This is a genomic window from Streptomyces sp. NPDC058796 (assembly GCF_042745235.1).
GTDB lineage: Bacteria > Actinomycetota > Actinomycetes > Streptomycetales > Streptomycetaceae > Streptomyces.
The window spans coordinates 210,527-232,483 of record NZ_JBHYOP010000005.1; the positions used below are offsets into that span (position 1 = coordinate 210,527).

19 protein-coding genes are annotated in these 21,957 nt (G+C 73.4%); 14 read left to right on the forward strand and 5 right to left on the reverse strand.

Annotation, left to right across the window (positions count from 1 at the left end; all coding sequences use genetic code 11):
- The first annotated feature begins 9 nt into the window (after positions 1-9).
- Positions 10-813 carry an ABC transporter ATP-binding protein gene (locus ACFW47_RS15185; protein WP_386306004.1) on the forward strand — a complete coding sequence of 268 codons (804 nt, stop codon included), beginning with the start codon at positions 10-12 and terminating at the stop codon, positions 811-813.
- Positions 814-824: 11 nt separating this feature from the next.
- On the opposite strand, the gene ACFW47_RS15190 is transcribed toward ACFW47_RS15185, so the two are convergent.
- Positions 825-1,484 carry a hypothetical protein gene (locus ACFW47_RS15190; protein ID WP_386278265.1) on the reverse strand — a complete coding sequence of 220 codons (660 nt, stop codon included), beginning with the start codon at positions 1,482-1,484 and terminating at the stop codon, positions 825-827.
- A gap of 232 nt (positions 1,485-1,716) precedes the next feature.
- Here ACFW47_RS15190 and ACFW47_RS15195 point away from each other — a divergent pair, with 232 nt between their 5' ends.
- From ACFW47_RS15195 to ACFW47_RS15205, 3 genes are all read left to right on the forward strand, one after another.
- Positions 1,717-2,373: a helix-turn-helix domain-containing protein gene (locus ACFW47_RS15195; RefSeq protein ID WP_386278267.1), complete on the forward strand. Its 657-nt coding sequence runs from the start codon at positions 1,717-1,719 to the stop codon at positions 2,371-2,373.
- A gap of 32 nt (positions 2,374-2,405) precedes the next feature.
- Positions 2,406-2,945, forward strand: coding sequence for a toxin-antitoxin system, toxin component (locus tag ACFW47_RS15200; RefSeq protein ID WP_386306110.1), 540 nt, complete (start codon positions 2,406-2,408; stop codon positions 2,943-2,945).
- A gap of 134 nt (positions 2,946-3,079) precedes the next feature.
- Positions 3,080-3,316 (forward strand): hypothetical protein, encoded by a 237-nt coding sequence (locus ACFW47_RS15205; protein ID WP_386278269.1) that lies wholly within the window; start codon positions 3,080-3,082, stop codon positions 3,314-3,316.
- A 30-nt stretch (positions 3,317-3,346) separates the two neighbouring features.
- On the opposite strand, the gene ACFW47_RS15210 is transcribed toward ACFW47_RS15205, so the two are convergent.
- Both ACFW47_RS15210 and ACFW47_RS15215 read right to left on the reverse strand, forming a co-directional pair.
- Positions 3,347-4,027 carry a 4'-phosphopantetheinyl transferase gene (locus ACFW47_RS15210; RefSeq protein WP_386306005.1) on the reverse strand — a complete coding sequence of 227 codons (681 nt, stop codon included), beginning with the start codon at positions 4,025-4,027 and terminating at the stop codon, positions 3,347-3,349.
- The gene (locus ACFW47_RS15215) at positions 4,024-4,893 is read right to left on the reverse strand and encodes a metallophosphoesterase family protein (protein ID WP_386278273.1); all 870 of its coding nucleotides are present in this window, start codon (positions 4,891-4,893) and stop codon (positions 4,024-4,026) included. Before ACFW47_RS15215 ends, ACFW47_RS15210 begins: the two co-directional genes overlap by 4 nt.
- A 281-nt stretch (positions 4,894-5,174) precedes the next feature.
- Here ACFW47_RS15215 and ACFW47_RS15220 point away from each other — a divergent pair, with 281 nt between their 5' ends.
- Complete coding sequence (locus tag ACFW47_RS15220; protein ID WP_386278275.1) at positions 5,175-6,332, forward strand: ATP-grasp domain-containing protein; 1,158 nt, start codon at positions 5,175-5,177, stop codon at positions 6,330-6,332.
- A 197-nt stretch (positions 6,333-6,529) separates the two neighbouring features.
- Here ACFW47_RS15220 and ACFW47_RS15225 read toward each other — a convergent pair whose 3' ends face one another.
- A complete protein-coding gene (locus ACFW47_RS15225; protein ID WP_386306006.1) occupies positions 6,530-7,867 on the reverse strand; it encodes a 6-phospho-beta-glucosidase in 1,338 nt (445 codons plus the stop codon).
- 158 nt (positions 7,868-8,025) lie between these two features.
- Here ACFW47_RS15225 and ACFW47_RS15230 point away from each other — a divergent pair, with 158 nt between their 5' ends.
- The 4 genes from ACFW47_RS15230 (at position 8,026) to ACFW47_RS15245 (ending at position 13,167) form a co-directional block, all read left to right on the forward strand.
- Complete coding sequence (locus ACFW47_RS15230) at positions 8,026-8,856, forward strand: IclR family transcriptional regulator (RefSeq protein WP_386306007.1); 831 nt, start codon at positions 8,026-8,028, stop codon at positions 8,854-8,856.
- 136 nt (positions 8,857-8,992) lie between these two features.
- Complete coding sequence (locus tag ACFW47_RS15235; protein WP_386278282.1) at positions 8,993-10,234, forward strand: sensor histidine kinase; 1,242 nt, start codon at positions 8,993-8,995, stop codon at positions 10,232-10,234.
- Positions 10,231-10,899 carry a response regulator gene (locus tag ACFW47_RS15240; RefSeq protein ID WP_386278284.1) on the forward strand — a complete coding sequence of 223 codons (669 nt, stop codon included), beginning with the start codon at positions 10,231-10,233 and terminating at the stop codon, positions 10,897-10,899. The genes ACFW47_RS15235 and ACFW47_RS15240 overlap by 4 nt, the downstream gene beginning before the upstream one ends.
- Positions 10,900-11,061: 162 nt before the next feature.
- Complete coding sequence (locus tag ACFW47_RS15245) at positions 11,062-13,167, forward strand: MMPL family transporter (RefSeq protein WP_386306008.1); 2,106 nt, start codon at positions 11,062-11,064, stop codon at positions 13,165-13,167.
- A gap of 72 nt (positions 13,168-13,239) precedes the next feature.
- On the opposite strand, the gene ACFW47_RS15250 is transcribed toward ACFW47_RS15245, so the two are convergent.
- Complete coding sequence (locus ACFW47_RS15250) at positions 13,240-14,157, reverse strand: AraC family transcriptional regulator (protein WP_386306009.1); 918 nt, start codon at positions 14,155-14,157, stop codon at positions 13,240-13,242.
- Positions 14,158-14,314: 157 nt separating this feature from the next.
- Here ACFW47_RS15250 and tkt point away from each other — a divergent pair, with 157 nt between their 5' ends.
- The 5 genes from tkt to pgi are packed head-to-tail and all read left to right on the forward strand — an operon-like array spanning position 14,315 to position 21,957.
- Positions 14,315-16,399: a transketolase gene (gene tkt, locus ACFW47_RS15255; RefSeq protein ID WP_386306010.1), complete on the forward strand. Its 2,085-nt coding sequence runs from the start codon at positions 14,315-14,317 to the stop codon at positions 16,397-16,399.
- Between the two features lie 30 nt (positions 16,400-16,429).
- Complete coding sequence (gene tal / locus ACFW47_RS15260) at positions 16,430-17,599, forward strand: transaldolase (RefSeq protein ID WP_386278292.1); 1,170 nt, start codon at positions 16,430-16,432, stop codon at positions 17,597-17,599.
- A complete protein-coding gene (zwf, locus tag ACFW47_RS15265; protein WP_386278294.1) occupies positions 17,596-19,374 on the forward strand; it encodes a glucose-6-phosphate dehydrogenase in 1,779 nt (592 codons plus the stop codon). The genes tal and zwf overlap by 4 nt, the downstream gene beginning before the upstream one ends.
- Positions 19,371-20,306, forward strand: coding sequence for a glucose-6-phosphate dehydrogenase assembly protein OpcA (opcA, locus tag ACFW47_RS15270; RefSeq protein ID WP_386278296.1), 936 nt, complete (start codon positions 19,371-19,373; stop codon positions 20,304-20,306). Before zwf ends, opcA begins: the two co-directional genes overlap by 4 nt.
- A complete protein-coding gene (gene pgi / locus ACFW47_RS15275) occupies positions 20,299-21,957 on the forward strand; it encodes a glucose-6-phosphate isomerase (protein ID WP_386306011.1) in 1,659 nt (552 codons plus the stop codon). The genes opcA and pgi overlap by 8 nt, the downstream gene beginning before the upstream one ends.

The following is a 21,957-nucleotide window of genomic DNA, read 5'->3' on the forward strand; positions in this document are numbered from 1 at the left end:
GGGCGGTCCATGCTCGAGGTACGCGGCCTGAACAAGGTGTACGAGGGATCCGGGCGGCGCGTCGAGGCGGTGCGGGACCTGACCTTCTCGGTGGCGGCCGGGGAACTGGTGTGCCTGGTCGGCCCGTCCGGCTGCGGCAAGACGACGCTGCTGAAGTGCGTCGGCGGGCTGCTGCGGCCGACGGCCGGTGAGGTGTTGCTGGCCGGGCGGAGGGTGGACGGCCCGCCCGACGGCATGGCGTTCGTCTTCCAGGAGTACGGGCGGAGCCTGTTCCCGTGGATGCGGGTCGGCGAGAACGTCGAACTGCCGCTGAAGCAGAAGAACCTGGGCAGGGCGCGGCGCGGTGAGCTGGTCGCGGACGCCCTCGCCTCGGTGGGGCTCTCGGACGCCGCCGGGGCGTACCCGTGGCAGCTGTCCGGGGGCATGCAGCAGCGGGTGGCCATCGCGCGGGCGCTGGCCTACGAGCCCGAAGTGCTGCTGATGGACGAGCCGTTCGCGGCGGTGGACGCGCAGACCCGCGCCGACCTGGAGGACCTGGTGCGGCGGCTGTGGCGGGAGCGCTCGGTGACGATCCTGTTCGTCACGCACGACATCGACGAAGCCGTCTACCTGGGCGAGCGGGTGGTCGTGCTGTCCGCCTCCCCCACCGTCGTCCGGGAGCAGCTGAGGGTCGACCTGCCGGACGGGCGGGATCAGGTGCACACCCGGGTGGCCCCGCGCTTCGCCGAGCTGCGCACCCATGTGTACGAGCAGATCCAGGCGGCGAAGCGCGGTGCGGAGCGGCCGGTCAAGCCGGACCCGCCGCGGCGGTGACCGTCCCTCGGTCACTCGGAGGAGGAGACCACTCTCAGGTGGGCCGCGGTGCGGCGGGGGCGTGCGAGACGGGGCGGGGTGCGGCGCGGCTCGCGCAGGACCAGGGTCAGGCGGCTGTAGCCCAGCTCCGCCAGGACCCTGGGCGTCTCCACCACGACCCGGCACTCGGTGGTGCCCCGGCGCGGGTCGGGGTGGTGCAGCGGCCGTACGGCGCCGTCGTGCTCGACGGCCTCCGCGCCGACGGCACGGACCCAGTGCGGCAGGCCCTGGCGGTAGGCGGCCTCCATGATCGGGTCCTGGGCGATGTCGCGGCGGACGGCCTGCAGGCCGGGGTCGTGGCCGTACCGCTCCAGGGCCGCGGCGAAGTGCGCCAGCATGGGCAGGCACCAGCTCGACTCGTGGTCCCCGAGGACCGCGGACGCGTCCGGGTGGAACAGGACGAACCGGAGGAAGTTGTCGCCCGGCATCGCCGTCGCGTGCGGTCCGGCACCTTGGAAGAGTGTCCGGAAGGCGCCGTTGGTCAGCACCACGTCCCAGCGGTGGTCGACGACGAAGGAAGGGAAGGGGACGGCCTCCAGGAACGTCGTGTAGTCCTGGAGATACGCCTGGACCTCGGGGGTCGCGGGAGCGGGCCGCGGCGCCGGCCGCTGCCCTCCTGCCTGAAATGCCATCGGGAGGTCACCCCTCTTGCCTATGCGGCCTTCTCGCGGCGTCCCGATCCTGGTGCCCCGACGCGAGGCGTGTCAACTATCGTGGCATTTCGTGCCTGTTGACGGCTGAAATAGGCCACAGTTGTGGCGAGACCTGGATGTGAGTTCGAGCGGCAGGTTACTCTCCGGGAAGTTCACGGCAACCGCTTGTGAGAAGCCTGTGAGGCCTGTGAGAGAGGTAGGAGAGCTGTCGGTGACGGATGGCTTCGAGGGTCCGGGCGCCCTGCCGACGGCCGCGCTGCCCGCCGTCGTCGCCCGCGTCACCGCACTCGCGGAGCGGCTCGGCGTGCCTCCCGCGGAGGTCTTCGACATCGGCCGCCTGTCCGCCGCGTCCGGCGTTCCCGAGTCCGTGGCCGCGGCGCTGCTGAGCGGCCGGCCCGCCGGGGAGCCCGATGTGCAGGCCCGTTTCGTACAGCGCCTGGACCTGCTGCGTCGCACCCGGCTCAAGCCCAACGGCCGCAGGTACACCCAGCAGGAGATCGCCGACGGCGCCGGCATGTCCCGGCAGCAGGCGGGTGCCCTCATCAACGGCGACCGGCGGCCCACCATGGAGCACTGCGACGCCATCCAGCGCTTCTTCCGGGTGCACGCGGGTTTCCTGACCGCCGAGGACCCCGAGGCGCTGGCGGTCGCGCTCCAGCACACCGAGCAGGAACTGCTGCAGCAGCTCGCCGACCGGGAGCGGGCGGCGACGGCCGCCGCCGAGGACCCGCTGGAGCGGCTGCTCCAGGACCACGGCGTGCGCGGCATCGCCTGGCGGGCCGCCCAACTGCCCACCGACCAGCACCGCGACAAGGTCGCCGAGTGGCTGGACATGCTCCTGGAGAGCGTCAAGCGGCCCGAGTCGTGAGTGTGGGGAGACACGTGGGCATCGGCAAGGAGATGCGCCGCCTGTGCGGTGAGCTGGTCGAGGAGCTGACGCTCCCCGCCCCCGCGCCGCCCGCCGAGCTGTACGCGGCGCTGTGCGGGGCGATGAGCAGGCGCCGGGGCCGTCCGGTGGTGTACCGCACGGCCGCCTTTCCACCGGGGACGGCCAGCGGCCTGTGGCTCGACATGGCCGAGCAGGATCTGGTCGTGGTCGAGGAACGCACCGCGCCGGACCACCAGTTGGTGATCCTGGGGCACGAGCTGTGGCACATGCAGGCCGGGCACCACGGCCACCACTTCGAGGGCGGTGGGGTCGCGGCCCGGCTGTTGGACGGGGCCGGCCCGGACCCGGACGAGGAGGCGTTGCGCGCCACGGTGCGCGCGGTCGCCGCACGCTCCCGCTTCGACCTCGCCGAGGAGAAGGAGGCGGAGTCCTTCGGGCTGCTGCTGGCCAGCAAGTGCCGGACGTGGCTGGACGGTTCGCCGCTGCGCGGCCCGGTGCAGCGGGACCACCTGGCGGGCCGGATCGGCGCGTCGCTGGGCTACCCGGGCTGATGCCTCGACCGGCTCGTGCCGGGCGCGGGGCGCGGCTCGCCGCGATTGTCAGTGGTGGGCGGCAAGCTGGGCATGTGCCGCCGCCGGGGGCGGGGGCGCGTGACCGCTGACGTCGTTGTGGGGAGAGCCGACCGATGACCACCGCCGTACTGACCGATCACGAGCGCACGGCCGTACAGGCCTACCTGCGGCTGCTGCACACCGTACGGGCCGGGTTCGACGCCGCGCCGGGACCGGCCGGTGCGCCCCGGCCCGCCGTCGTACCGCCCTCCGTACTGGCCGAGGCCGAGCAGGCGCTGCGGGCCGCGGGGCTGGCGGGGAACGAGGAGGCGTTCTTCCGGCTGCTGCGGAGCTGGTGCCCGACGAGCTGACGGGCCGGATGCCGCGAGCGTCCTGACGGGTCAGGCGTGCGGGGCCGTCACGGCCGTGGCGACCAGGCCGTGCCGGGCCGTCCAGCGGCCGTCGAAACCGGACAGGCGCCGGCCGCCCACGGTCGGTCCCGGCACCAGGAGCGAGGCGCGCAGGGTGCCGCGGCGCGGGTCGCCCGGGTCCACGGTGATCTCGATGTCGGCCTCGGTGAAGTCCAGCCACCGTCCGGTGAGGGGGAACCACGTCTTGTAGACGGCCTCCTTGGCGCTGAACAGCAGCCGGTCCCAGTGGACACCGGGATGCTCCCGGGCCAGTGGGCGCAGCCGCTCCGCCTCCGTGGGCAGGGAGACGGCGGGCAGGACGCCCTCCGGGAGCGGCCCGTCGGGCTCGGCGTCGATGCCCAGGGAGGCGAGATCGGTGACGCGGACGAGCGCGGCGGCGCAGTAGCCGTCGCAGTGGGTCATGCTTCCGGTCAGCCCCTCGGGCCAGATGGGCGCCCCTCGCTCGCCGTTGAGCACGGGCCGCGCGGGCACGCCCAGCTTCGCCATGGCCCGGCGGGCGCAGGACCGCACCACGGTGAACTCCCGGCGGCGCTTGGCGACCGCCCGCGCCACGAGCGGCTCCTCCTCCGGGAAGAGGGGCAGGTGATCCGCGTCGTCGTCGCCGTGGGCCTCGACGGTGGCGACCGTGTCGGGCAGCAGTTCCTCGATCACCCGGCCGCCTCCTGCCGGGCCGGCGAGGGCAGGATGCGGCGCAGCTCGCCCGGCGGTCCGCTCCGCTTGCGCCATTCACGGGGATAGCCCACCGACACCTCCTCGAAGCGGACCCCCTCGCGCCAGGTGGTCCGGGGGATGTGCAGATGACCGTAGACCATGGTGTCGACCCGGAACCTGCGGTGCCAGTCGGCGGTCAGCCGGGTGCCGCACCACATGGCGAACTCCGGGTGCCACAGGACCTCGGTGGGGTGCCGGTCCAGCGGGTAGTGGTTGACGAGGACGGCCGGCAGGCCGTCGGGGAGCCCCGCGAGCCTGCGCTCGGTCTCGGTGACGCGCGCCCGGCACCAGGCCTCGCGACTCGGGTAGGGGTCGGGGTGCAGCAGGAACTCGTCGCTGCACACGATGCCGGTGCCGTGGGCGTAGGCCAGTCCCTCGTGCTTGGTGGCGCATCCGGCGGGCAGGAACGAGTAGTCGTACAGCAGGAAGAGCGGCGCGACCACCGCCGGGCCGCCGGGCCCGTCCCACACGGGGTAGGGGTCCTCGGGCGTCGTCACGCCCAGGTCCCGGCACACTTCGACGAGGTGCTCGTAGCGGGCGGCGCCGCGCAGCGTGACGGGGTCCTTGGGGTGGGTCCACAGTTCGTGGTTGCCGGGGGCCCACACGACCCGGCGGAAGCGGTCCGCGAGGGTGCCGAGCGCCCAGTGGATGTCGGAGACGGTCTCCGCCACGTCGCCGGCCACCAGGAGCCAGTCGTCGTCGGTGCCGGGACGCATCCCCTCCACGAGCGCGCGGTTGTCCGGATATCCGATGTGCAGGTCGCTGATGGCCCACATGCTCCTCGGGCCACCGGTCGCCGACGCCATACCCACTCCTTCCGGACGCGCGTTCGATGTCACGAGATCACATCCCGGCACCGGTCACAAGCGAATCCCGCCGGGTCCGGCCGGGGGCTTCTGGCCGCCCCGCCCCGGCGCTGTGGGGCCCGAGTGGCGCACTTTGCACTCGCAGGCGTGCGTACCCCTATGATCGCCCCAACACCACCGCCCCGATTCACCCTTCGCGCAGGGCGGCTCGGTGTCCCTCCAACCCCCTGGCCGGGCACGGCCCGCTCCGCCCTGCCCGCGAACCGTGAAAGGCGGCCTGCATGGTTTCTCCCGTACGCGTCTGGCTCAACCGCACGTACGCGGAGAACGTCTTCTTCATGGATCAGCTGCGGCGAAATCCCGCCGACCGGGCCGTCGAGATCCACGCCACGCACGGCGACCCGGACTCCCCCGTGCTGGCCGCCGCCGACACCGCGGACCTGGAGCCGGAGGGCCTGTCCGCGGCGGCCTACGTCGAGTTCGCGCTGGACCAGTGTGCGCGGCGCGGCATCGACGTGTTCGTCCCCCGTCTGCACCAGACGGCGATCGTCGCCCACCGCGCGGAGTTCGAGGCGGCCGGCACGGCCCTGCTGGCGCCGCCGCCCGAGGCCGTGGCGGTCTTCCAGGACAAGGTGATCGCCTACGAGGCGGTCCGGGCGGTCGGTGTGCCGGTGCCACCGTGGTGGCGGGTGCGCACGGCCGACGAGCTCGTGGCCGCCGTGGAGGAGTTGGAGGCGCACGGCCACCAGGCCTGCTTCAAGCCGGCCTCCGGCGCGGGCGGCGTGGGCTTCCGGACGGTCTCCCGGGACCCCTTCTCGCTCACGCACCTGAACGGTTTCCCGAGCCCGTACGTCCCGTTGCCCCTGGTCGTCGAGGCGCTGCGGGCGGCCGAGGAACCCGTCGACTGGCTGGTGATGCCGCGGCTGGAGGAGCCGGAGGTGTCGGTGGACTGCCTCACCGGTCCCGACAACCGTGTGCGCATGGCCGTGGGCCGCACCAAGAACGGCCGCCGCCGCGGGTTCACCCTCCAGGAGCAGTGGCTGGCCCCGGCCCGGCGGATCGCCGAGACGTTCGGGCTGCACCACCTGTCCAACGTGCAGTTCCGGATGTACGGGGACCGGCCGGTGCTGATGGACGTCAACACGCGCCCGGCCGGGGGGCTGCACCAGCTGGCGCTGTGCGGGATCAACGCGCCGTGGGCGGCGGTCCGGCTGGCCCTCGGGGACGATCCGGGGGAGGTGACACCGCCCTTCCTGGGCCAGGACTACTCGGTGGTGTCCGGACCGCGTCCGCTGCGCCCGGTCCCCGTGCCCCACCCGCGCACGGACCTCACCGCCGCCCCGCCCCCGGCGCCCGTGCCCCGCCGGTCGCCCGCCGCGCCGCGCACCACCCCGGCCGGCGCCGTCGCCCCCGACCCGGCGGCCGGCGCCCCCGCGTAGGCGCTCCGCGCGGGGACGGGCAGACCCCGGGCTCCCCCGGCGACCGGCCCGCAAGTACCGGGCGACCGGCCGCCAAGCACCGAGCAGCCCGTCCGCGAGCACCGCCTGACTCGCCCACCGCACCCGCTGCCCCGCTCCCCGTGCCGTGCGGCAACTGCCGCCCTGGAGGGCGGCTGCGGGGCCGGCGTGCCGGGGCCCTACCGCAGATACGCCAGGCCCGGATGGACCGCCGTGTAGCCCTCGACGAGGCGGTGGGCGACGTTGACCGAGTCGACCAGGGGATGCAGGGCGAAGGCGCGGACCGCCGAGGCCCGGGAGCCCGAGTCGGCCGCCGCCAGGACCTCCCGTTCCACCGCCTTGACGGCGCAGACCAGGCCCGTGGCGTGGGCCGGCAGCGGGTCCACGGCCACCGGGTGGGCGCCGTTCGCGTCGACCAGGCACGGGCCCTCGATCACGGCGTCGGCGTCGAGGGCGGACAGCGTGCCGCGGTTGCGGACGTTGAGGATCAGGGTGGCGCGCTCGTCGCGGGCGACGGCCCTCATCAGCGCCAGCGCCACCTTCTCGTAGCCGCCGGACAGGTCGTCGGCCTCGCGCTCGCCGGCGCCCGCCGTCTCCCGGTTCTCGGCCATGTAGGTGGCCTCGCGTTCGTGGCGGGTGCGGTCCCAGGTGGCCAGCGCGGGGGCGTCCTCGTGGCGCATCCGCTCGTAGAAGCGTGCCTGCTGGTCGCGGAGGAACGCGCCGCGGGTGCGGTCGGCCTCCTGGTACGCGCGGACGGTCTCGCGGTTGAAGTAGTAGTAGTGCAGGTACTCGTTGGGGACCGCGCCGAGCGAGCGCAGCCACTCGGGGCCGAAGAGCCGGCCCTCCTCGAAGGAGCCGAGCAGCGCGGGGTCGGCGAGCAGCCGCGGGAGTTCGTCCCGGCCGGCGACGCGGAGGCCGCGGACCCAGCCGAGGTGATTGAGCCCGACGTAGTCGATGAAGGCCCGGTCCGGGTCGGCGCCCAGCACACGGGCGATGCGGCGGCCGAGGCCGACCGGCGAGTCGCAGATGCCGATGACGCGGTCGCCGAGGTGCCGGGACATGGCCTCGGTGACCAGACCGGCCGGGTTGGTGAAGTTGATGACCCAGGCGTCCGGCGCCAGCCGGGCCACCCGGCGCGCGATGTCGACGGCGACCGGCACGGTCCGCAGCCCGTAGGCGATGCCGCCCGCACCGACCGTCTCCTGCCCGAGGACCCCCTCGGCGAGCGCCACCCGCTCGTCTTCGGCCCTCCCTTCCAGGCCGCCGACGCGGATCGCGGAGAAGACGAAGTCGGCGCCGCGCAGGGCCTCGTCCAGGTCGGTCGTGGCGGTGACGGCCGGCGCGTCCGGCACCCCCGCCGCCTGCTCGGCCAGCACCCGGGTCACCGCCGACAGCCGGTTCGCGTCGAGGTCGTGCAGGACGACGTCGGTCACCCTGCCGTCGGCGCGGTCCCCGAGGAGCGCCCCGTACACGAGCGGCACCCGGAATCCGCCGCCGCCCAGAATCGTCAGCCTCACGCCCGTACCCCTCCGTCGCCGGCCCATGTGCGTCCGGCGCCGATCATGGCACGTCCGGCCCGGCTTCCGGCCGACCCCGGCACCCCTGTGCGAAGCCCGGCGCGGACCGTACGCTCTGCCGCAACGCCGCCCCGCCCGTCCCGAGGAGGTGCCCCGCCATGACCGCCGTCCCCCGGCCCCGGCCGCTCCCCCACGCCCGGCACCGTGCGCGTGGGGGTCCCCCCACCGCGGCCGACCGGCTGCTGTCCGCGCTCGCCGCGTTCGACCACGAGCATCCGGCGCTGTGCCTGACCGACATCGGCCGCCGGGCCGGGCTGAGCCTGACCACCGCGCACCGGCTGGTGGGTGCGCTGACCGAGTGGGGCGCACTGGAGCGGGACGAGTCGGGCGTGTACCACGTGGGGCTGCGGCTCTGGGAGATCGCCGCACTCGCCCCGCGCGGTCTCGCCCTGCGGCAGGTCGCGCTGCCGTATCTCGAGGACCTGTACGAGGCGACGCACGAGAACGTGCAGCTGGCGGTGCGGGACGGCGACGAGGTCGTCTACACCGAGTGGCTGGCGGCCCGGTCGTCGGTCGGCGTGCACATCCGCGTCGGCACCCGCTGGCCGCTGCACGCCACCGGGGTCGGCCTCGCCCTGCTCGCGTTCGCCGGGCCCGAGTACCAGGAGGCTTACCTCGCGGGCCCGCTGGCCTCGTTCACCCCGTACACCCTGACCGATCCGGCCCGGCTGCGCCGGGTGCTGGCCGAGGTGCGGCGCACCGGCACCGCGGTGAGCGACCGGCAGGTCACGGACGACGCCCTGTCGGTGGCCGCTCCGGTGTACGGCCCGGACGGCGCGGTGACCGCGGCCGTCTCGGTCGTCGTCCCGTACGCGGGCGCGCGGGTGCCGGCGCTGGTGCCCGCCGTCCGACTGGCCGGGCGGGGGATGTCACGGGCGCTGGGGTGGCGCCCGGGACAGCCGGCCGGCGAGGACCGCCTGACGGACTGACCGTCGCATGGCGGGAGGACCGCCGCTCCGGATCGGCCGCCTACCGGATGCCCGGCACCGAATATCCCTCGCACCGGTGAGGACGCACCCCCGGGAGCCCCCGATACTGGGACGGCCCTTGCCTGAGGAGCCGCCCATGCCCGCCCGGCCGCCGTTCCACCGGTCCCCGCTCTCCCGGTATCCGTTCACCGCGTTCGCCCCCGTCGTCGCCCGGCTGCGCACGACGCATCCGTACGCCGTCGACGCGGCCGTCGCCGTGCTGGTCCTGTTCGCCGTCTCCCTGCAGTGGCTGTTCCCCGACGAGGGGGACGACCCGCTCTCCTTGCAGGGCTGGCTGCTCGGGGCGGCCACGGCGGTGCCCTTGGTGTGGCGGCGCGCGGCGCCCTTCGCGACGGCCTGTGCCGTGTCGGTGGCCACCCCCGCGCAGGCGGTGTACCACGCGCCGCCGCCCGACCTGATGTACGGCGGGTTCGTCGTCCTGTACACGCTGGCCGCCCTCGGCCGGCCCTGGCAGCGGCGGCTGATGCTGGCGGGCTGGCTCATCGGGGTGGCCGTCACCATCCGGCACAACGAGGACGCCGATCCCTTCGAGTACGCCTTCCAGCTGCTCAGCATCGTGGGCGCCTACGCCCTCGGCGTGCTCGCCCGGACACAGCGTGCCTACACGGCCGAACTGGAGGACCGGGCCCGGCGGCTGGAGCGCGAGCGGGCCGCCGACACCGCGCGGGCCGCGGCGCGGGAACGCGCCCGGATCGCCCGTGACATGCACGACATCCTGGCGCACGCGGTGAGCCTGATGGTGGTACAGGCCGAGGCGGGGCCGGTGGTGGTGCGCAGTGATCCCGCACGGGCGGAGGCCGCGTTCGACGCGATCGCGGGCACGGGGCGGGACGCCATGGCCCAACTGCGGCGCATCCTCGGCGTGCTGAACGAGGAGCAGCCGGACGCCGGGCCGCGGCGGCTGCCGCAGCCGGGCGTGGACGGACTGTCCGGCCTGGTCCGGCAGGTCACCGAGTCGACCGGGCTGCGCGTGGAGTTGCGCGTGACGGGCGAGCCGCGGCCGCTGCCGCCGGACACCGGGGTCGCCGCCTACCGGATCACACAGGAGGCACTCACCAACACAGTCAAGCACGCGTACGCTTCCTCCGCGACGGTCGGACTCGACTGGGGGGATGACGAGGTGACCCTGACGGTGACGGACGACGGGCGGGGGCCGTCCCCGGCGCCCGGGGACGGCGGCGGGCACGGGCTGATCGGCATCCGGGAGCGGGCCGCCGCCTGCGGGGGCGACGCCGTCACCGGCGGCGGACCGGACGGCGGCTTCCGCGTCGCCGTGCGCCTGCCGGTCGGGGCCGGACGGCGGACGGGGCTCGGGTGAGCATCCGGGTGGTCGTCGCCGACGACCAGGAGCTGGTCCGCAGCGGGTTCAGCATGATCCTTGAGGCGCAGCCCGACATCGAGGTCGTCGCCGAGGCCGGGGACGGCGCCGGGGCGGTCGCCGCGGTCGAGGCGCGGGCGCCCGACGTACTGCTCCTGGACATCCGCATGCCGGTCATGGACGGCCTGGAGGCGGCCCGGCGGGTGTGCGCGCGGTCGGCCTGCAAGGTCGTCATGCTGACCACCTTCGACCTGGACGAGTACGTGTACGAGGCGCTGTACGCGGGTGCCAGCGGCTTCCTGCTCAAGGACGTGCGCCGGGACGACCTGGTGCACGCGGTGCGGGTGGTCGCGGCCGGCGACTCGCTGCTGGCGCCCGCGGTGACGCGCCGGCTGGTCGCGGACATCGTGCGCCGCCGGCGGGAGGAGGCCGTCCCCGACGCCACCCCGCGGCGCCTGGAGGTACTGACCGCCCGCGAGGTGGAGACGCTGCGGCTGCTGGCGCGCGGGCTGTCCAACTCCGAGATCGCCACGACTCTGTTCGTGAGCGAGCACACCGTCAAGACCCATGTCAGCAACGTGCTGGGCAAGCTCGGTCTCAGGGACCGGGTGCAGGCGGTGATCTGCGCCTACGAGTCCGGCCTGGTCGCCCCGGGCTCCCCCTGACGGGTGAGGCGGGCGCCCGTCTCCCCCGCACGGGCGAGCCGGGCAAACCGCTCTCCCCGGCGATCCGGCGGCACACCTCCCGGCACCAGTCTGTTGGCGATGCCACCGACGCGTCGCGCGTCGGACGCGTCCCATGCCGTACGACCACCGCCGGGAGGGACCGTGCTGTCCACACTCGCCCGGGCGGCGACCCGCCGCCCGCTGACCGTGATGCTCCTGTGGGGCGTGTTCCTGCTGCTCGGCTTCGGCCTCGGCACGGGCGTCTTCGGGAAGCTCTCCGACGACGTGCCCGACGTCCCCGGCACCGAGTCGGAGGTGGCCGCCGAGTACCTGGACGGCCTCGACCCGTCCGGCGAGTCGATCACCGCCGTCGTCGAGGCCGCCGCCGTCACCGGCCCCGCCGTGCGCGCCGAGGTGGGCCGGGCCGTCGCCGACCTGCGGGAGCTCGCCGGCGTCGCCGCCGTGCCCGACCCGTACGCCACGCGCGGTCTGGTCGCCGAGGACGGGCGGGCGCTGATCGTCCCCGTCGAGTTCGAGGGCGGTCTGGGGGACGAGGCCGAACAGGACGCGGTGGCGGCGGCGGCCGGGCGGCTGCACGGCATCGACGCGTCCGCGGTCCACGTCAGCGGCGGACCGCTGCTCGGCGAACAGCTCGGCGAACGCGCCCAGGAGGACGTGAAGAACGCCGAGTTGATCTCGCTGCCGGTCGTACTGGTGCTGCTGCTGGTCGTCTTCGGCGGGCTGCGCGCGGCCGGGCTGCCGCTGCTGGTCGCGGTGGCGGGCATCGCGGGCGCCTTCCTCGGCCTGTTCGCGTTCAGCCAGTTCACCGACATCTCCGTCTACGCGATCCAGGTCACGACGATGCTGGGGCTGGGCCTCGCCGTGGACTACGCCCTGCTGATGCTGGTCCGCTTCCGCGAAGAGCGCCGGGAGGTCCCGGACGTGGTGGAGGCCGTGCACCGCACCGTGGCGGCGGCCGGGCGGACCGTGCTGTTCTCCGGGCTGACGGTGGCGGTGAGCCTGGCCGGGCTGCTGGTCTTCCCGAGCACCTTCCTGCGCAGCATGGGCCTGGCGGTGGCCGCGGTCGTCGTCGTCGACATGCTCGCCGCGCTGACCCTGCTGCCCGCGCTGCTGGCCCGGTTCGGCGGGCGGATCGCCCCGGCCAAGGCCCGGCCGGAGGGCGAGGAGGGCCGGCTCTTCGCCCGCCTGGCCCGCTTCGCCGCCCGTCGGCGGGTGGCCGTCCTGGCGGTCGCGGTCCCGGCCCTGCTGGTGCTGGCGCTGCCCGTCACGGGGATGCGCATCAACATCGGGGACGCGCGGCAACTCCCCGGGAGCACCGAGGCACGGCAGTTGTACGACGCCGTGGAGGCGCACTTCCCGCCGGGCACGGGCGTCTCGCCGGTCACCGTGGTCCTGCGGCCCGGCACGGACCACGCGACGGCCGACCGGATCGGCACGCTCGCGCCGGGCACCGAGCGCCGTGAGCTGCCCGGTGGTACGACCGTGCTCGAACTGCGGCCGGCCGGCACGGTCGACGGAGCCGCGGCCACCGCACTGGTCGAGCGGGTACGCGACCTGCGCGGCGACGCGCCCGTCCAGGTCACCGGCACCGCCGCCCAGTTGGTCGACTTCCGGCAGATGCTGGCCGACCGGGCGCCCTGGGCCGCGCTGACCGTGCTGGCCGGGATCTTCGTGCTGCTGTTCGCGTTCACCGGGTCGGTGCTGCTGCCGCTGCGCACGATCGCGACCACGCTGCTCAGTCTCGCCGCCGCGCTGGGCGCCGTGGTCTGGGTGTTCCAGGACGGCCATCTGGCCGGGCTGGTCGGTGCGGAGGGGCTGGGCGCGCTGAGTCTGACGGCACCGCCGCTGATCATCGCGATCGCGTTCGGACTCGCCATGGACTACGAGCTGTTCATCCTGGCCCGGATGCGGGAGGCCCGGGAGCAAGGCGGCGGCGACCGGGAGGCCGTGGTCACCGGGCTGCGCCGCTCCGGCCGGGTGGTGACCTGTGCGGCGCTGCTCCTCGCCGTGGTGTTCGGCGCCTTCATGACGGGCGGCTTCTCCCCCATCCTGCAGATCGGGCTCGGCCTCACCCTGGCGGTGCTGATCGACGCGACGGTCGTACGGATGCTGCTCGTCCCGGCGAGCATGGCGCTGCTCGGGCGGCACGCCTGGTGGGCGCCGAAGCCGCTGCGCCGGGCGCACGAGAGGTTCGGGGTGCGCGAGGAGGCCACCGCCCCGCGGCTGCGGGAGCCGGCACACCGCTGAGCGGCGACCGGCCCCCTCACAGGAGGAACAGGGGCTCCGCGCACGCGTGGAGCCCCTGTTCCCCGCGCGCGGTCAGCGCAGCTCCGCCCGGAACGCCGCCGGCGTCTGGTCCGTGTGCTGCTGGAAGAACTTCGAGAAGTTCGCCGCGTCCGGGAAGCCGACCGCCGCACCCACCCGGCCGATCGGCATGTCCGTGTGGGCGAGCAGCCGCTTCGCCTCCAGCACGACACGCTTGTCGATGAATCCCTTGGGCGTCTGACCGGTGGCGGCGCGCACCGCGCGGACGAGGGTGCGGCGGGAGTAGCCGAGCGTGTCCGCGTAGGCGCTGACGCTGTGGTTGGTGGGGAAGCCCCGCTCGACGGCGTCCCGGAAGAGGGTGAACGTCGTGTCCCCGGACGCCGCCCCCGGGCTCGCCTCCCGCGCCGAGCTGACCGCGAGGTGCGCGAGGCGCAGCAGGAACGCGGAGAGCGTGTGGCGCAGTACGGCGGTGTGCAGGCTCAGCGGCAGGGTGGTGGCGTCCTCGTACTCGCGGCGGAGCTGGTCGAGGGAGGCGGTGAGCCCGGCGAGCCGCGCCTCGTCGGGGCGGAGCAGGGGCGGCAGGTCGTAGCGGTAGAGGCCGGCGGCCTCCACCGTGGCGCGGGGCAGGAAGCCGGGCTGCATGGTCAGCACCGTTCCGCGGTACTCGCTGTCCGGCGAGAAGCGGTGGACCTGTCCGGGCCGGATCCACAGCAGCTCGCCGGCCGACGCCTCGTACTCGGCGAAGTCGATCATGTGGCGGACCGGGTCGCCGGTGAAGAGCATGACGACGTGGAAGTCGATGCGGTGCACGCGGTGCAGCGGGGCGTGCGCGTGCCAGGTGCGGCCGGCGCCCATGGGGCCCACCTGCATGCCGACCCCGAGGAGGCTGAGATCGACCGGGAAGGGGAACGTTCTGATCCCGTCGCCGCTCTTCGGGCCACCGCCGCCGTCTTGTTGGTTTTCGTCCGCCATGTCCTTCTCGTGCCGTCCCGCCCGTGCGCCCGCGCGCCGGGGCGTGTCCCAGTTTCACCAAAGGCTGGCACACCACGACCTTCACGCTCAAAAGTCAGACTTTTAAGTTTGAACACGTCAGACCAGCTACCCGGCTCCGATCGAGGATTTCTTGAAGATGAGCACGCACACAGTGGACAGCGCGGACCGCTTCGAATGGACCGAACTCGACCGGCGTGCCGTCGACACGGCCCGTATTCTCGCGGCCGACGCGGTGCAGAAGGTCGGAAACGGCCACCCCGGCACGGCGATGGCCCTGGCTCCCGCCGCGTACACGATCTTTCAGAAGGTGATGCGGCACGACCCGGCCGACCCGGAGTGGACCGGCCGTGACCGCTTCGTCCTCTCCCCCGGTCACACCTCGCTGACCCTCTACACCCAGCTCTACCTCGCCGGGTACGAGCTGGAGCTGGACGACCTGAAGGCCTTCCGCACGCACGGCTCGAAGACGCCCGGCCACCCCGAGTACGGGCACACGGCGGGCGTGGAGACGACGACCGGGCCGCTCGGCCAGGGCGTCGCCAACGCGGTCGGCATGGCAATGGCCGCCCGCTACGAGCGCGGCCTCTTCGACCCCGGGGCACCGGCCGGCGAGTCCCCCTTCGACCACACCGTCTGGGCGATCGTCTCCGACGGCGACCTCCAGGAGGGCGTCTCCGCCGAGGCCTCGTCGATGGCCGGACACCAGAAGCTCGGCAACCTCGTCTTCCTCTACGACGACAACCACATCTCCATCGAGGGCGACACCGCGACCGCGTTCTCCGAGGACGTGCTGAAGCGGTACGAGGCCTACGGCTGGCACGTGCAGCGCGTCGAGCCCGCCGAGAACGGCGACGTCGACGTGCACGCCCTGTACGCGGCCCTGACGGCGGCGAAGGCGGAGACCGGCCGCCCCTCCATCATCGCCATGCGCACGATCATCGCGTGGCCCGCCCCGAACGCGCGGAACACCGAGGCCTCCCACGGCTCCGCCCTCGGCGAGGAAGAGGTCGCCGCCACCAAGCGCGTCCTCGGCTTCGACCCGGAGAAGTCCTTCGAGGTCGCCGACGACGTCCTCGCCCACACCCGCCGTGCCCTGGACCGGGGCACCGAGGCGCACGCCGCCTGGGACAAGCGGATCGCCACGTGGCGGGACGACCGGCCCGAGCACGCGGCGCTGTTCGACCGCGTGGTCGCGGGCCGGCTGCCCGAGGGCTGGGAGGACACCCTGCCGGTGTTCGAGACCGGCAAGGCGGTCGCCACGCGCGCCGCGTCCGGCAAGGTCCTCCAGGCGCTCGGCCCCGTACTGCCGGAGCTGTGGGGCGGCTCCGCCGACCTGGCCGGCTCGAACAACACGACGATCGACAAGACCTCGTCCTTCCTCCCCGCGGGCAACCCGCTGCCGGAGGCCGACCCGTACGGCCGCACCGTGCACTTCGGCATCCGCGAGTTCTCGATGGCGGCGGAGATGAACGGCATCGCCCTGCACGGCAACACCCGCGTCTACGGCGGCACCTTCCTGGTGTTCTCCGACTACATGCGCAACGCCGTACGCATGTCGGCCCTCATGCAGCTCCCGGTGACGTACGTCTGGACGCACGACTCCGTCGGCCTGGGCGAGGACGGCCCGACCCACCAGCCGGTCGAGCACCTGGCCGCCCTGCGGGCCATCCCCGGCCTCAACGTGGTCCGCCCGGCCGACGCCAACGAGACCGCGATCGCCTGGGCGGAGATCCTCAAGCGGCACTCCACCCGCCCGGCCCCGCACGGTCTGGCCCTCACCCGGCAGGGCGTGCCGACGTACGAGCCGAACCCGGACGCGGCACGCGGCGGCTACGTCCTCGCCGACGCCTCCGCGGACAGTCCGGAGGTGATCCTGATCGCCACCGGTTCCGAGGTCCAGCTCGCCGTGGCCGCGCGGGAGGCGCTGGAGGCCGAGGGCACGCCCACGCGGGTGGTGTCGATGCCGTCCGTGGAGTGGTTCGAGGAGCAGACCCGCGAGTACCGCGAGAGCGTACTGCCGCCCGCCGTGCGGGCCCGGGTGGCCGTGGAGGCCGGGATCGGCCTGACCTGGTACCGCTTCGTGGGCGACGCGGGCCGCATCGTCTCGCTGGAGCACTTCGGCGCCTCCGCCGACGCCAAGACCCTGTTCACCGAGTACGGCTTCACCGCCGAACACGTGGCCGCCGCCGCCAGGGAGTCCCTGGCCGCCGCCCGCGGCTGAGCCGGACACACGGACAAGCAGAAAGAGAAGATGATCACTGTGACCGAAGCAACCGCGACCGCGGGAGCACTGCGACGCCTGTCCGAGGCGGGCGTCTCCATCTGGCTGGACGACCTGTCGCGGCGGCGGATCGAGTCCGGCAACCTCGCCGAGCTCATCGGGACGGAGCACGTCGTCGGCGTCACCACCAACCCGTCGATCTTCCAGGCCGCCATCGGCTCCGGCGAAGGCTACGAGGAGCAGCTCGCCGACCTCGCGACCCGGGGCGTCACCGTCGACGAGGCCGTCCGCATGATGACCACCGCCGACGTCCGCGCCGCCGCCGACGTGCTGCGTCCGGTCTTCGACGCGACCGGCGGGCGGGACGGCCGGGTCTCCATCGAGGTCGACCCGCGGCTCGCCCACGACACGCGGGCCACGGTCGCCGAGGCGCGTCAGCTGGCCTGGCTGGTCGACCGCCCCAACGTGATGATCAAGATCCCGGCGACGAAGGCCGGTCTCCCCGCGGTCACCGAGGTCATCGGCGCCGGCATCAGTGTCAACGTCACGCTGATCTTCTCGCTGGAGCGCTACCGCGAGGTCATGGACGCCTACCTCGCCGGTCTGGAGCAGGCGCAGGCGGCCGGGCTGGACCTCGCCGGCATCCACTCCGTGGCCTCCTTCTTCGTCTCCCGGGTCGACAGCGAGATCGACAAGCGGCTGACGGTGCTGGGCACGGACGAGGCCCTGGCCCTGAAGGGGAAGGCGGCGCTGGCCAACGCGCGGCTGGCCTACGAGGCGTACGAGAGCGTGTTCGGCTCCGCCGACGCCGCGACCCGGCCGGGCGACCGGTTCACCGCGCTGGCCGGGGCCCGTGCCAACGCCCAGCGTCCCCTGTGGGCGTCGACCGGGGTGAAGGACCCGGCATTCCGGGACACCCTGTACGTGGAGGAGCTGGTCGCTCCCGGCACCGTGAACACGATGCCGGAGGCCACCCTGCGCGCCGCCGCCGACCACGGCGACGTGCGGGGCGACACGGTCACCGGTGGGTACGCCCAGGCCCGGGCCGACCTCGCGGCCGTGGAGCGGCTCGGCATCTCGTACGACGAGGTGGTGGAGCAGCTGGAGCAGGAGGGCGTGGCCAAGTTCGAGGCGGCCTGGCAGGACCTGCTGGACGCCGTGACGAAGTCCCTCGACAGCAAGGGAGTTGACGGGGAATGAGCGAGGACCTTCCCGCGACGACGGTCCACGAGACCAAGGCGACGAAGGAGGCCAAGGAGGCCGGGACCGCCCGGGAGGCGGCGGGGCCGCTGCACGCCCAGGAGACCGAGGAGTCCCGCGCGGCCGGGGCGCCCAAGGGGGCCAAGGCGGCCGGGTCCGGCCGGGGCCGGAGGAAGACCGGGACCGCCGGTGCCGCGCAGGGCGCCAAGGCGGCGGGGGCGGACGAGAAGGCCGTCGAGCCGGCCGCGCCCCTCGACTGGAGCAACCCCCTGCGCGATCCCCAGGACCGCCGCCTCCCCCGGATCGCGGGCCCGTCCGGACTGGTCATCTTCGGCGTGACCGGCGACCTGTCCCGCCGCAAGCTGATGCCGGCCGTCTACGACCTGGCCAACCGCGGCCTGCTGCCGCCGGGCTTCTCCCTGGTCGGCTTCGCCCGGCGCGACTGGGAGAACCAGGACTTCGCCCAGGTCGTGCACGACGCGGTCAAGGAGCACGCGCGCACGCCCTTCCGCGAGGAGGTCTGGCAGCAGCTCGCCGAGGGCATGCGCTTCATCCCCGGCGACTTCGACGACGACGAGGCGTTCGAGCAGCTCCGCAAGGCCGTGCAGGAGCTGGACACCTCACGCGGGACCAGCGGCAACTACGCCTTCTACCTGTCGGTGCCGCCGAAGTTCTTCCCGAAGGTCGTCCAGCAGCTCAAGAAGCACGGGCTGACCGACGCCCCGGACGGCTCCTGGCGCCGAGCGGTGATCGAGAAGCCGTTCGGGCACGACCTGGGCAGCGCCCGGGAGCTGAACGCGCTGGTGCACGAGGTGTTCGACCCGGAGCAGGTCTTCCGTATCGACCACTACCTGGGCAAGGAGACGGTCCAGAACATCCTGGCGCTGCGCTTCGCCAACCAGATGTACGAGCCGATCTGGAACCGGTCCTACGTGGACCACGTGCAGATCACCATGGCCGAGGACATCGGCATCGGCGGCCGGGCCGGCTACTACGACGGCATCGGCGCCGCCCGCGACGTCATCCAGAACCACCTCCTCCAGCTCCTCGCGCTCACCGCGATGGAAGAGCCCGCCTCCTTCGACGCGCCGTCGCTGCTCACCGAGAAGCTGAAGGTGCTCAAGGCCGTGCGGCTGCCCGACGACCTCGGTGAGCACACCGTGCGCGGACAGTACGAGGGCGGCTGGCAGGGCGGCGCGCAGGTGCCCGGCTACCTGGAGGAGGAGGGCATCGACCCGGCCTCCGTCACCGACACCTACGCGGCGATCAAGCTGGGCATCGACAACCGCCGCTGGGCGGGCGTCCCCTTCTACCTGCGCACCGGCAAGCGCCTGGGCCGCCGCGTCACCGAGATCGCGGTCGTCTTCCAGCGGGCCCCGCACTCCCCCTTCGACTCCACCGCGACGGAGGAACTGGGCGAGAACGCGATCGTCATCCGCGTCCAGCCCGACGAGGGCATGACGGTGCGGTTCGGTTCGAAGGTGCCGGGCACGTCGATGGAGATCCGGGACGTCTCCATGGACTTCGCGTACGGCGAGTCCTTCACGGAGTCCAGCCCGGAGGCGTACGAACGGCTGATCCTGGACGTCCTCCTGGGCGACGCGAACCTGTTCCCCCGTCACCAGGAAGTGGAAGAGTCCTGGCGGATCCTCGACCCGATCGAGGAGTACTGGGGCACGCACGGGAAGCCCGCGCAGTACGCCTCGGGCGGCTGGGGGCCGCGGGAAGCCGACGAGATGCTCGCACGAGACGGACGGAGCTGGCGCAGGCCATGAGGATCGACCTGACCGACACCACGGCAAGCAAGATCAACAAGGCGCTGGTCCAGGGCCGCCGCGCCATCGGCACCCCGGCGGTGGGCATGGTGCTCACCCTGGTGATCGTCACGGACGAGGAGAACGCCTACGACTCGATCAAGGCGGGCGAGGAGGCATCCCACGAGCACCCCTCGCGCACCCTGGTCGTGATCAAGCGGCACCCGCGCAACCTGCGCGACCGCACCCGTTCGCACCTCGACGCCGAGGTCCGGGTGGGCTCCGAGGCCGGCACCGGCGAGACGGTGGTGCTGCGCATGTACGGCGAGGTCTCCGAGCACGCCGACTCGGTCGTGCTGCCGCTGCTGCTGCCGGACGCCCCGGTCGTCGTGTGGTGGCCGGTGGACGCGCCCGACGACCCGGCGGGCGACCCGCTGGGCGCGCTGGCCCAGCGCCGCATCACCGACCTGTACGCGGTGGAGCGCCCGATGGAGACCCTGGAGCGCCGGGTCCGCGCGTACACGCCCGGCGACACCGACCTGGCCTGGACCCGGCTGACGCTGTGGCGTTCCATGCTGGCCGCCGCCCTCGACCAGGCCCGGGTGCCGGTGACCTCGGCGACCGTGGAGGCCGAGGCGGACAACCCGGCGGCCGAGCTGCTGGCCCGCTGGCTGGAGGCGCGGCTGCACGTCACGGTCGACCGGGTGGTCACCGACGGCCCGGTCGTCACGGCCGTCCGTCTCGGGACCGCGAACGGGGAGATCGTCATCGACCGGCCCGAGGGACCGATCGCCACGATGACCCTGCCCGACCAGCCCCCGCGTTCCCTCGCACTGAAGGTCCGCTCGACCGCCGAGCTCATCGCCGAGGAGCTCAGGCGCCTCGACGCGGACGACATGTACGCCGTCGCCCTGCGCGGCGCGGCCGGCAAGGAGACCCCTGTCCATGTCTGACACCGACACCCCGAAGCTCGACCGGCGGCCCGAGTGGACCGCGCTGGCGGACCACCGCAAGGACGCGCTGCCGCGCCCGGACCTGCGCGAGCTGCTCGCCGACGACCCCGGGCGGGCCGAACGGTACGTCGTGCGCGTCGGCGACCTGCGCATCGACTACTCGAAGAACCTGGTCACCGACGAGACGCTGGCCCTGCTGCGGGAACTGGCCGCCGCGACCGGCGTGTTCGAACTGCGCGACGCCATGTTCCGCGGCGAGCGGATCAACATCACCGAGGACCGGGCGGTCCTGCACACCGCGCTGCGCGCCCCGCGGGACGCGGTGATCGAGGTCGACGGCGAGAACGTCGTCCCCAAGGTGCACGCCGTGCTCGACAAGATGGCCGGCTTCTCCGACCGGGTCCGCTCCGGCGAGTGGACCGGCCACACCGGCAAGCGCATCAAGAACGTGGTCAACATCGGCATCGGCGGATCGGACCTCGGTCCGGCGATGGCGTACGAGGCGCTGCGGGCGTTCACCGACCGCTCGCTCACCTTCCGGTTCGTGTCGAACGTGGACGGCGCCGACCTGCACGAGGCGGTGCGGGACCTGGACCCGGCCGAGACGCTGTTCATCGTGGCGTCCAAGACGTTCACGACGATCGAGACGATCACGAACGCGACCTCGGCGCGCACCTGGCTGCTGGCCGGCCTCGGCGGCGAGGAGAAGGCGGTCGCCAAGCACTTCGTCGCCCTGTCGACGAACGCCGAGAAGGTCGCGGACTTCGGCATCGACACGGCCAACATGTTCGAGTTCTGGGACTGGGTCGGCGGCCGCTACTCGTACGACTCGGCGATCGGCCTCTCCCTGATGATCGCCATCGGCCCGGACCGCTTCCGGGAGATGCTCGACGGCTTCCGCATCGTCGACGAGCACTTCCAGAACGCCGAGGCCCCGGCCAACGCCCCGCTGATCCTGGGCCTGCTGGGCGTCTGGTACGGCAACTTCCTGGGCGCCCAGTCGCACGCGGTGCTGCCGTACAGCCATTACCTGTCGAAGTTCACGGCCTACCTCCAGCAGCTGGACATGGAGTCGAACGGCAAGTCGGTCGACCGCGAGGGGCGGCCGGTTCAGTGGCAGACCGGGCCGGTGGTCTGGGGCACGCCGGGGACCAACGGCCAGCACGCCTACTACCAGCTGATCCACCAGGGCACCAAGCTCATCCCGGCCGACCTGATCGGCTTCGCCCGGCCCGTCGCCGAGCTGAGCGACGAGCTGAAGGCCCAGCACGACCTGCTGATGGCCAACCTGTTCGCCCAGGGGCAGGCGCTGGCCTTCGGCAAGACCTCCGACGAGGTCCGCGCGGAGGGTGTGCCCGAGGAGCAGGTGCCGCACCGCACCTTCCGGGGCAACCACCCGACCACCACCGTTCTGGCCGGTGAACTGACCCCCTCCGTTCTCGGGCAGCTGATCGCGCTGTACGAGCACAAGGTGTTCGTCCAGGGAGCGGTCTGGAACATCGACTCCTTCGACCAGTGGGGCGTCGAACTCGGCAAGGTACTGGCCAAGCGCGTCGAGCCCGCCCTGACCGAGGGCGCCGACGTGCCCGGCCTCGACCCGTCCACGGCCGCGCTGGTGGCCGCCTACCGTGAACTGAAGGAAGTGCACTGA

Bases quoted from the DNA above. Each gene is read 5' to 3' on its own strand.
- ACFW47_RS15185 (WP_386306004.1), top strand. From the start codon at position 10: ATGCTCGAGGTACGCGGCCTGAACAAGGTGTACGAGGGATCCGGGCGG.
- ACFW47_RS15190 (WP_386278265.1), bottom strand. From the start codon at position 1,484: ATGGCATTTCAGGCAGGAGGGCAGCGGCCGGCGCCGCGGCCCGCTCCC.
- ACFW47_RS15200 (WP_386306110.1), top strand. From the start codon at position 2,406: ATGCGCCGCCTGTGCGGTGAGCTGGTCGAGGAGCTGACGCTCCCCGCC.
- ACFW47_RS15205 (WP_386278269.1), top strand. From the start codon at position 3,080: ATGACCACCGCCGTACTGACCGATCACGAGCGCACGGCCGTACAGGCC.
- ACFW47_RS15215 (WP_386278273.1), bottom strand. From the start codon at position 4,893: ATGGCGTCGGCGACCGGTGGCCCGAGGAGCATGTGGGCCATCAGCGAC.
- ACFW47_RS15220 (WP_386278275.1), top strand. From the start codon at position 5,175: ATGGTTTCTCCCGTACGCGTCTGGCTCAACCGCACGTACGCGGAGAAC.
- ACFW47_RS15230 (WP_386306007.1), top strand. From the start codon at position 8,026: ATGACCGCCGTCCCCCGGCCCCGGCCGCTCCCCCACGCCCGGCACCGT.
- ACFW47_RS15235 (WP_386278282.1), top strand. From the start codon at position 8,993: ATGCCCGCCCGGCCGCCGTTCCACCGGTCCCCGCTCTCCCGGTATCCG.
- ACFW47_RS15250 (WP_386306009.1), bottom strand. From the start codon at position 14,157: ATGGCGGACGAAAACCAACAAGACGGCGGCGGTGGCCCGAAGAGCGGC.
- tkt (WP_386306010.1), top strand. From the start codon at position 14,315: ATGAGCACGCACACAGTGGACAGCGCGGACCGCTTCGAATGGACCGAA.
- tal (WP_386278292.1), top strand. From the start codon at position 16,430: ATGATCACTGTGACCGAAGCAACCGCGACCGCGGGAGCACTGCGACGC.
- zwf (WP_386278294.1), top strand. From the start codon at position 17,596: ATGAGCGAGGACCTTCCCGCGACGACGGTCCACGAGACCAAGGCGACG.
- opcA (WP_386278296.1), top strand. From the start codon at position 19,371: ATGAGGATCGACCTGACCGACACCACGGCAAGCAAGATCAACAAGGCG.
- pgi (WP_386306011.1), top strand. From the start codon at position 20,299: ATGTCTGACACCGACACCCCGAAGCTCGACCGGCGGCCCGAGTGGACC.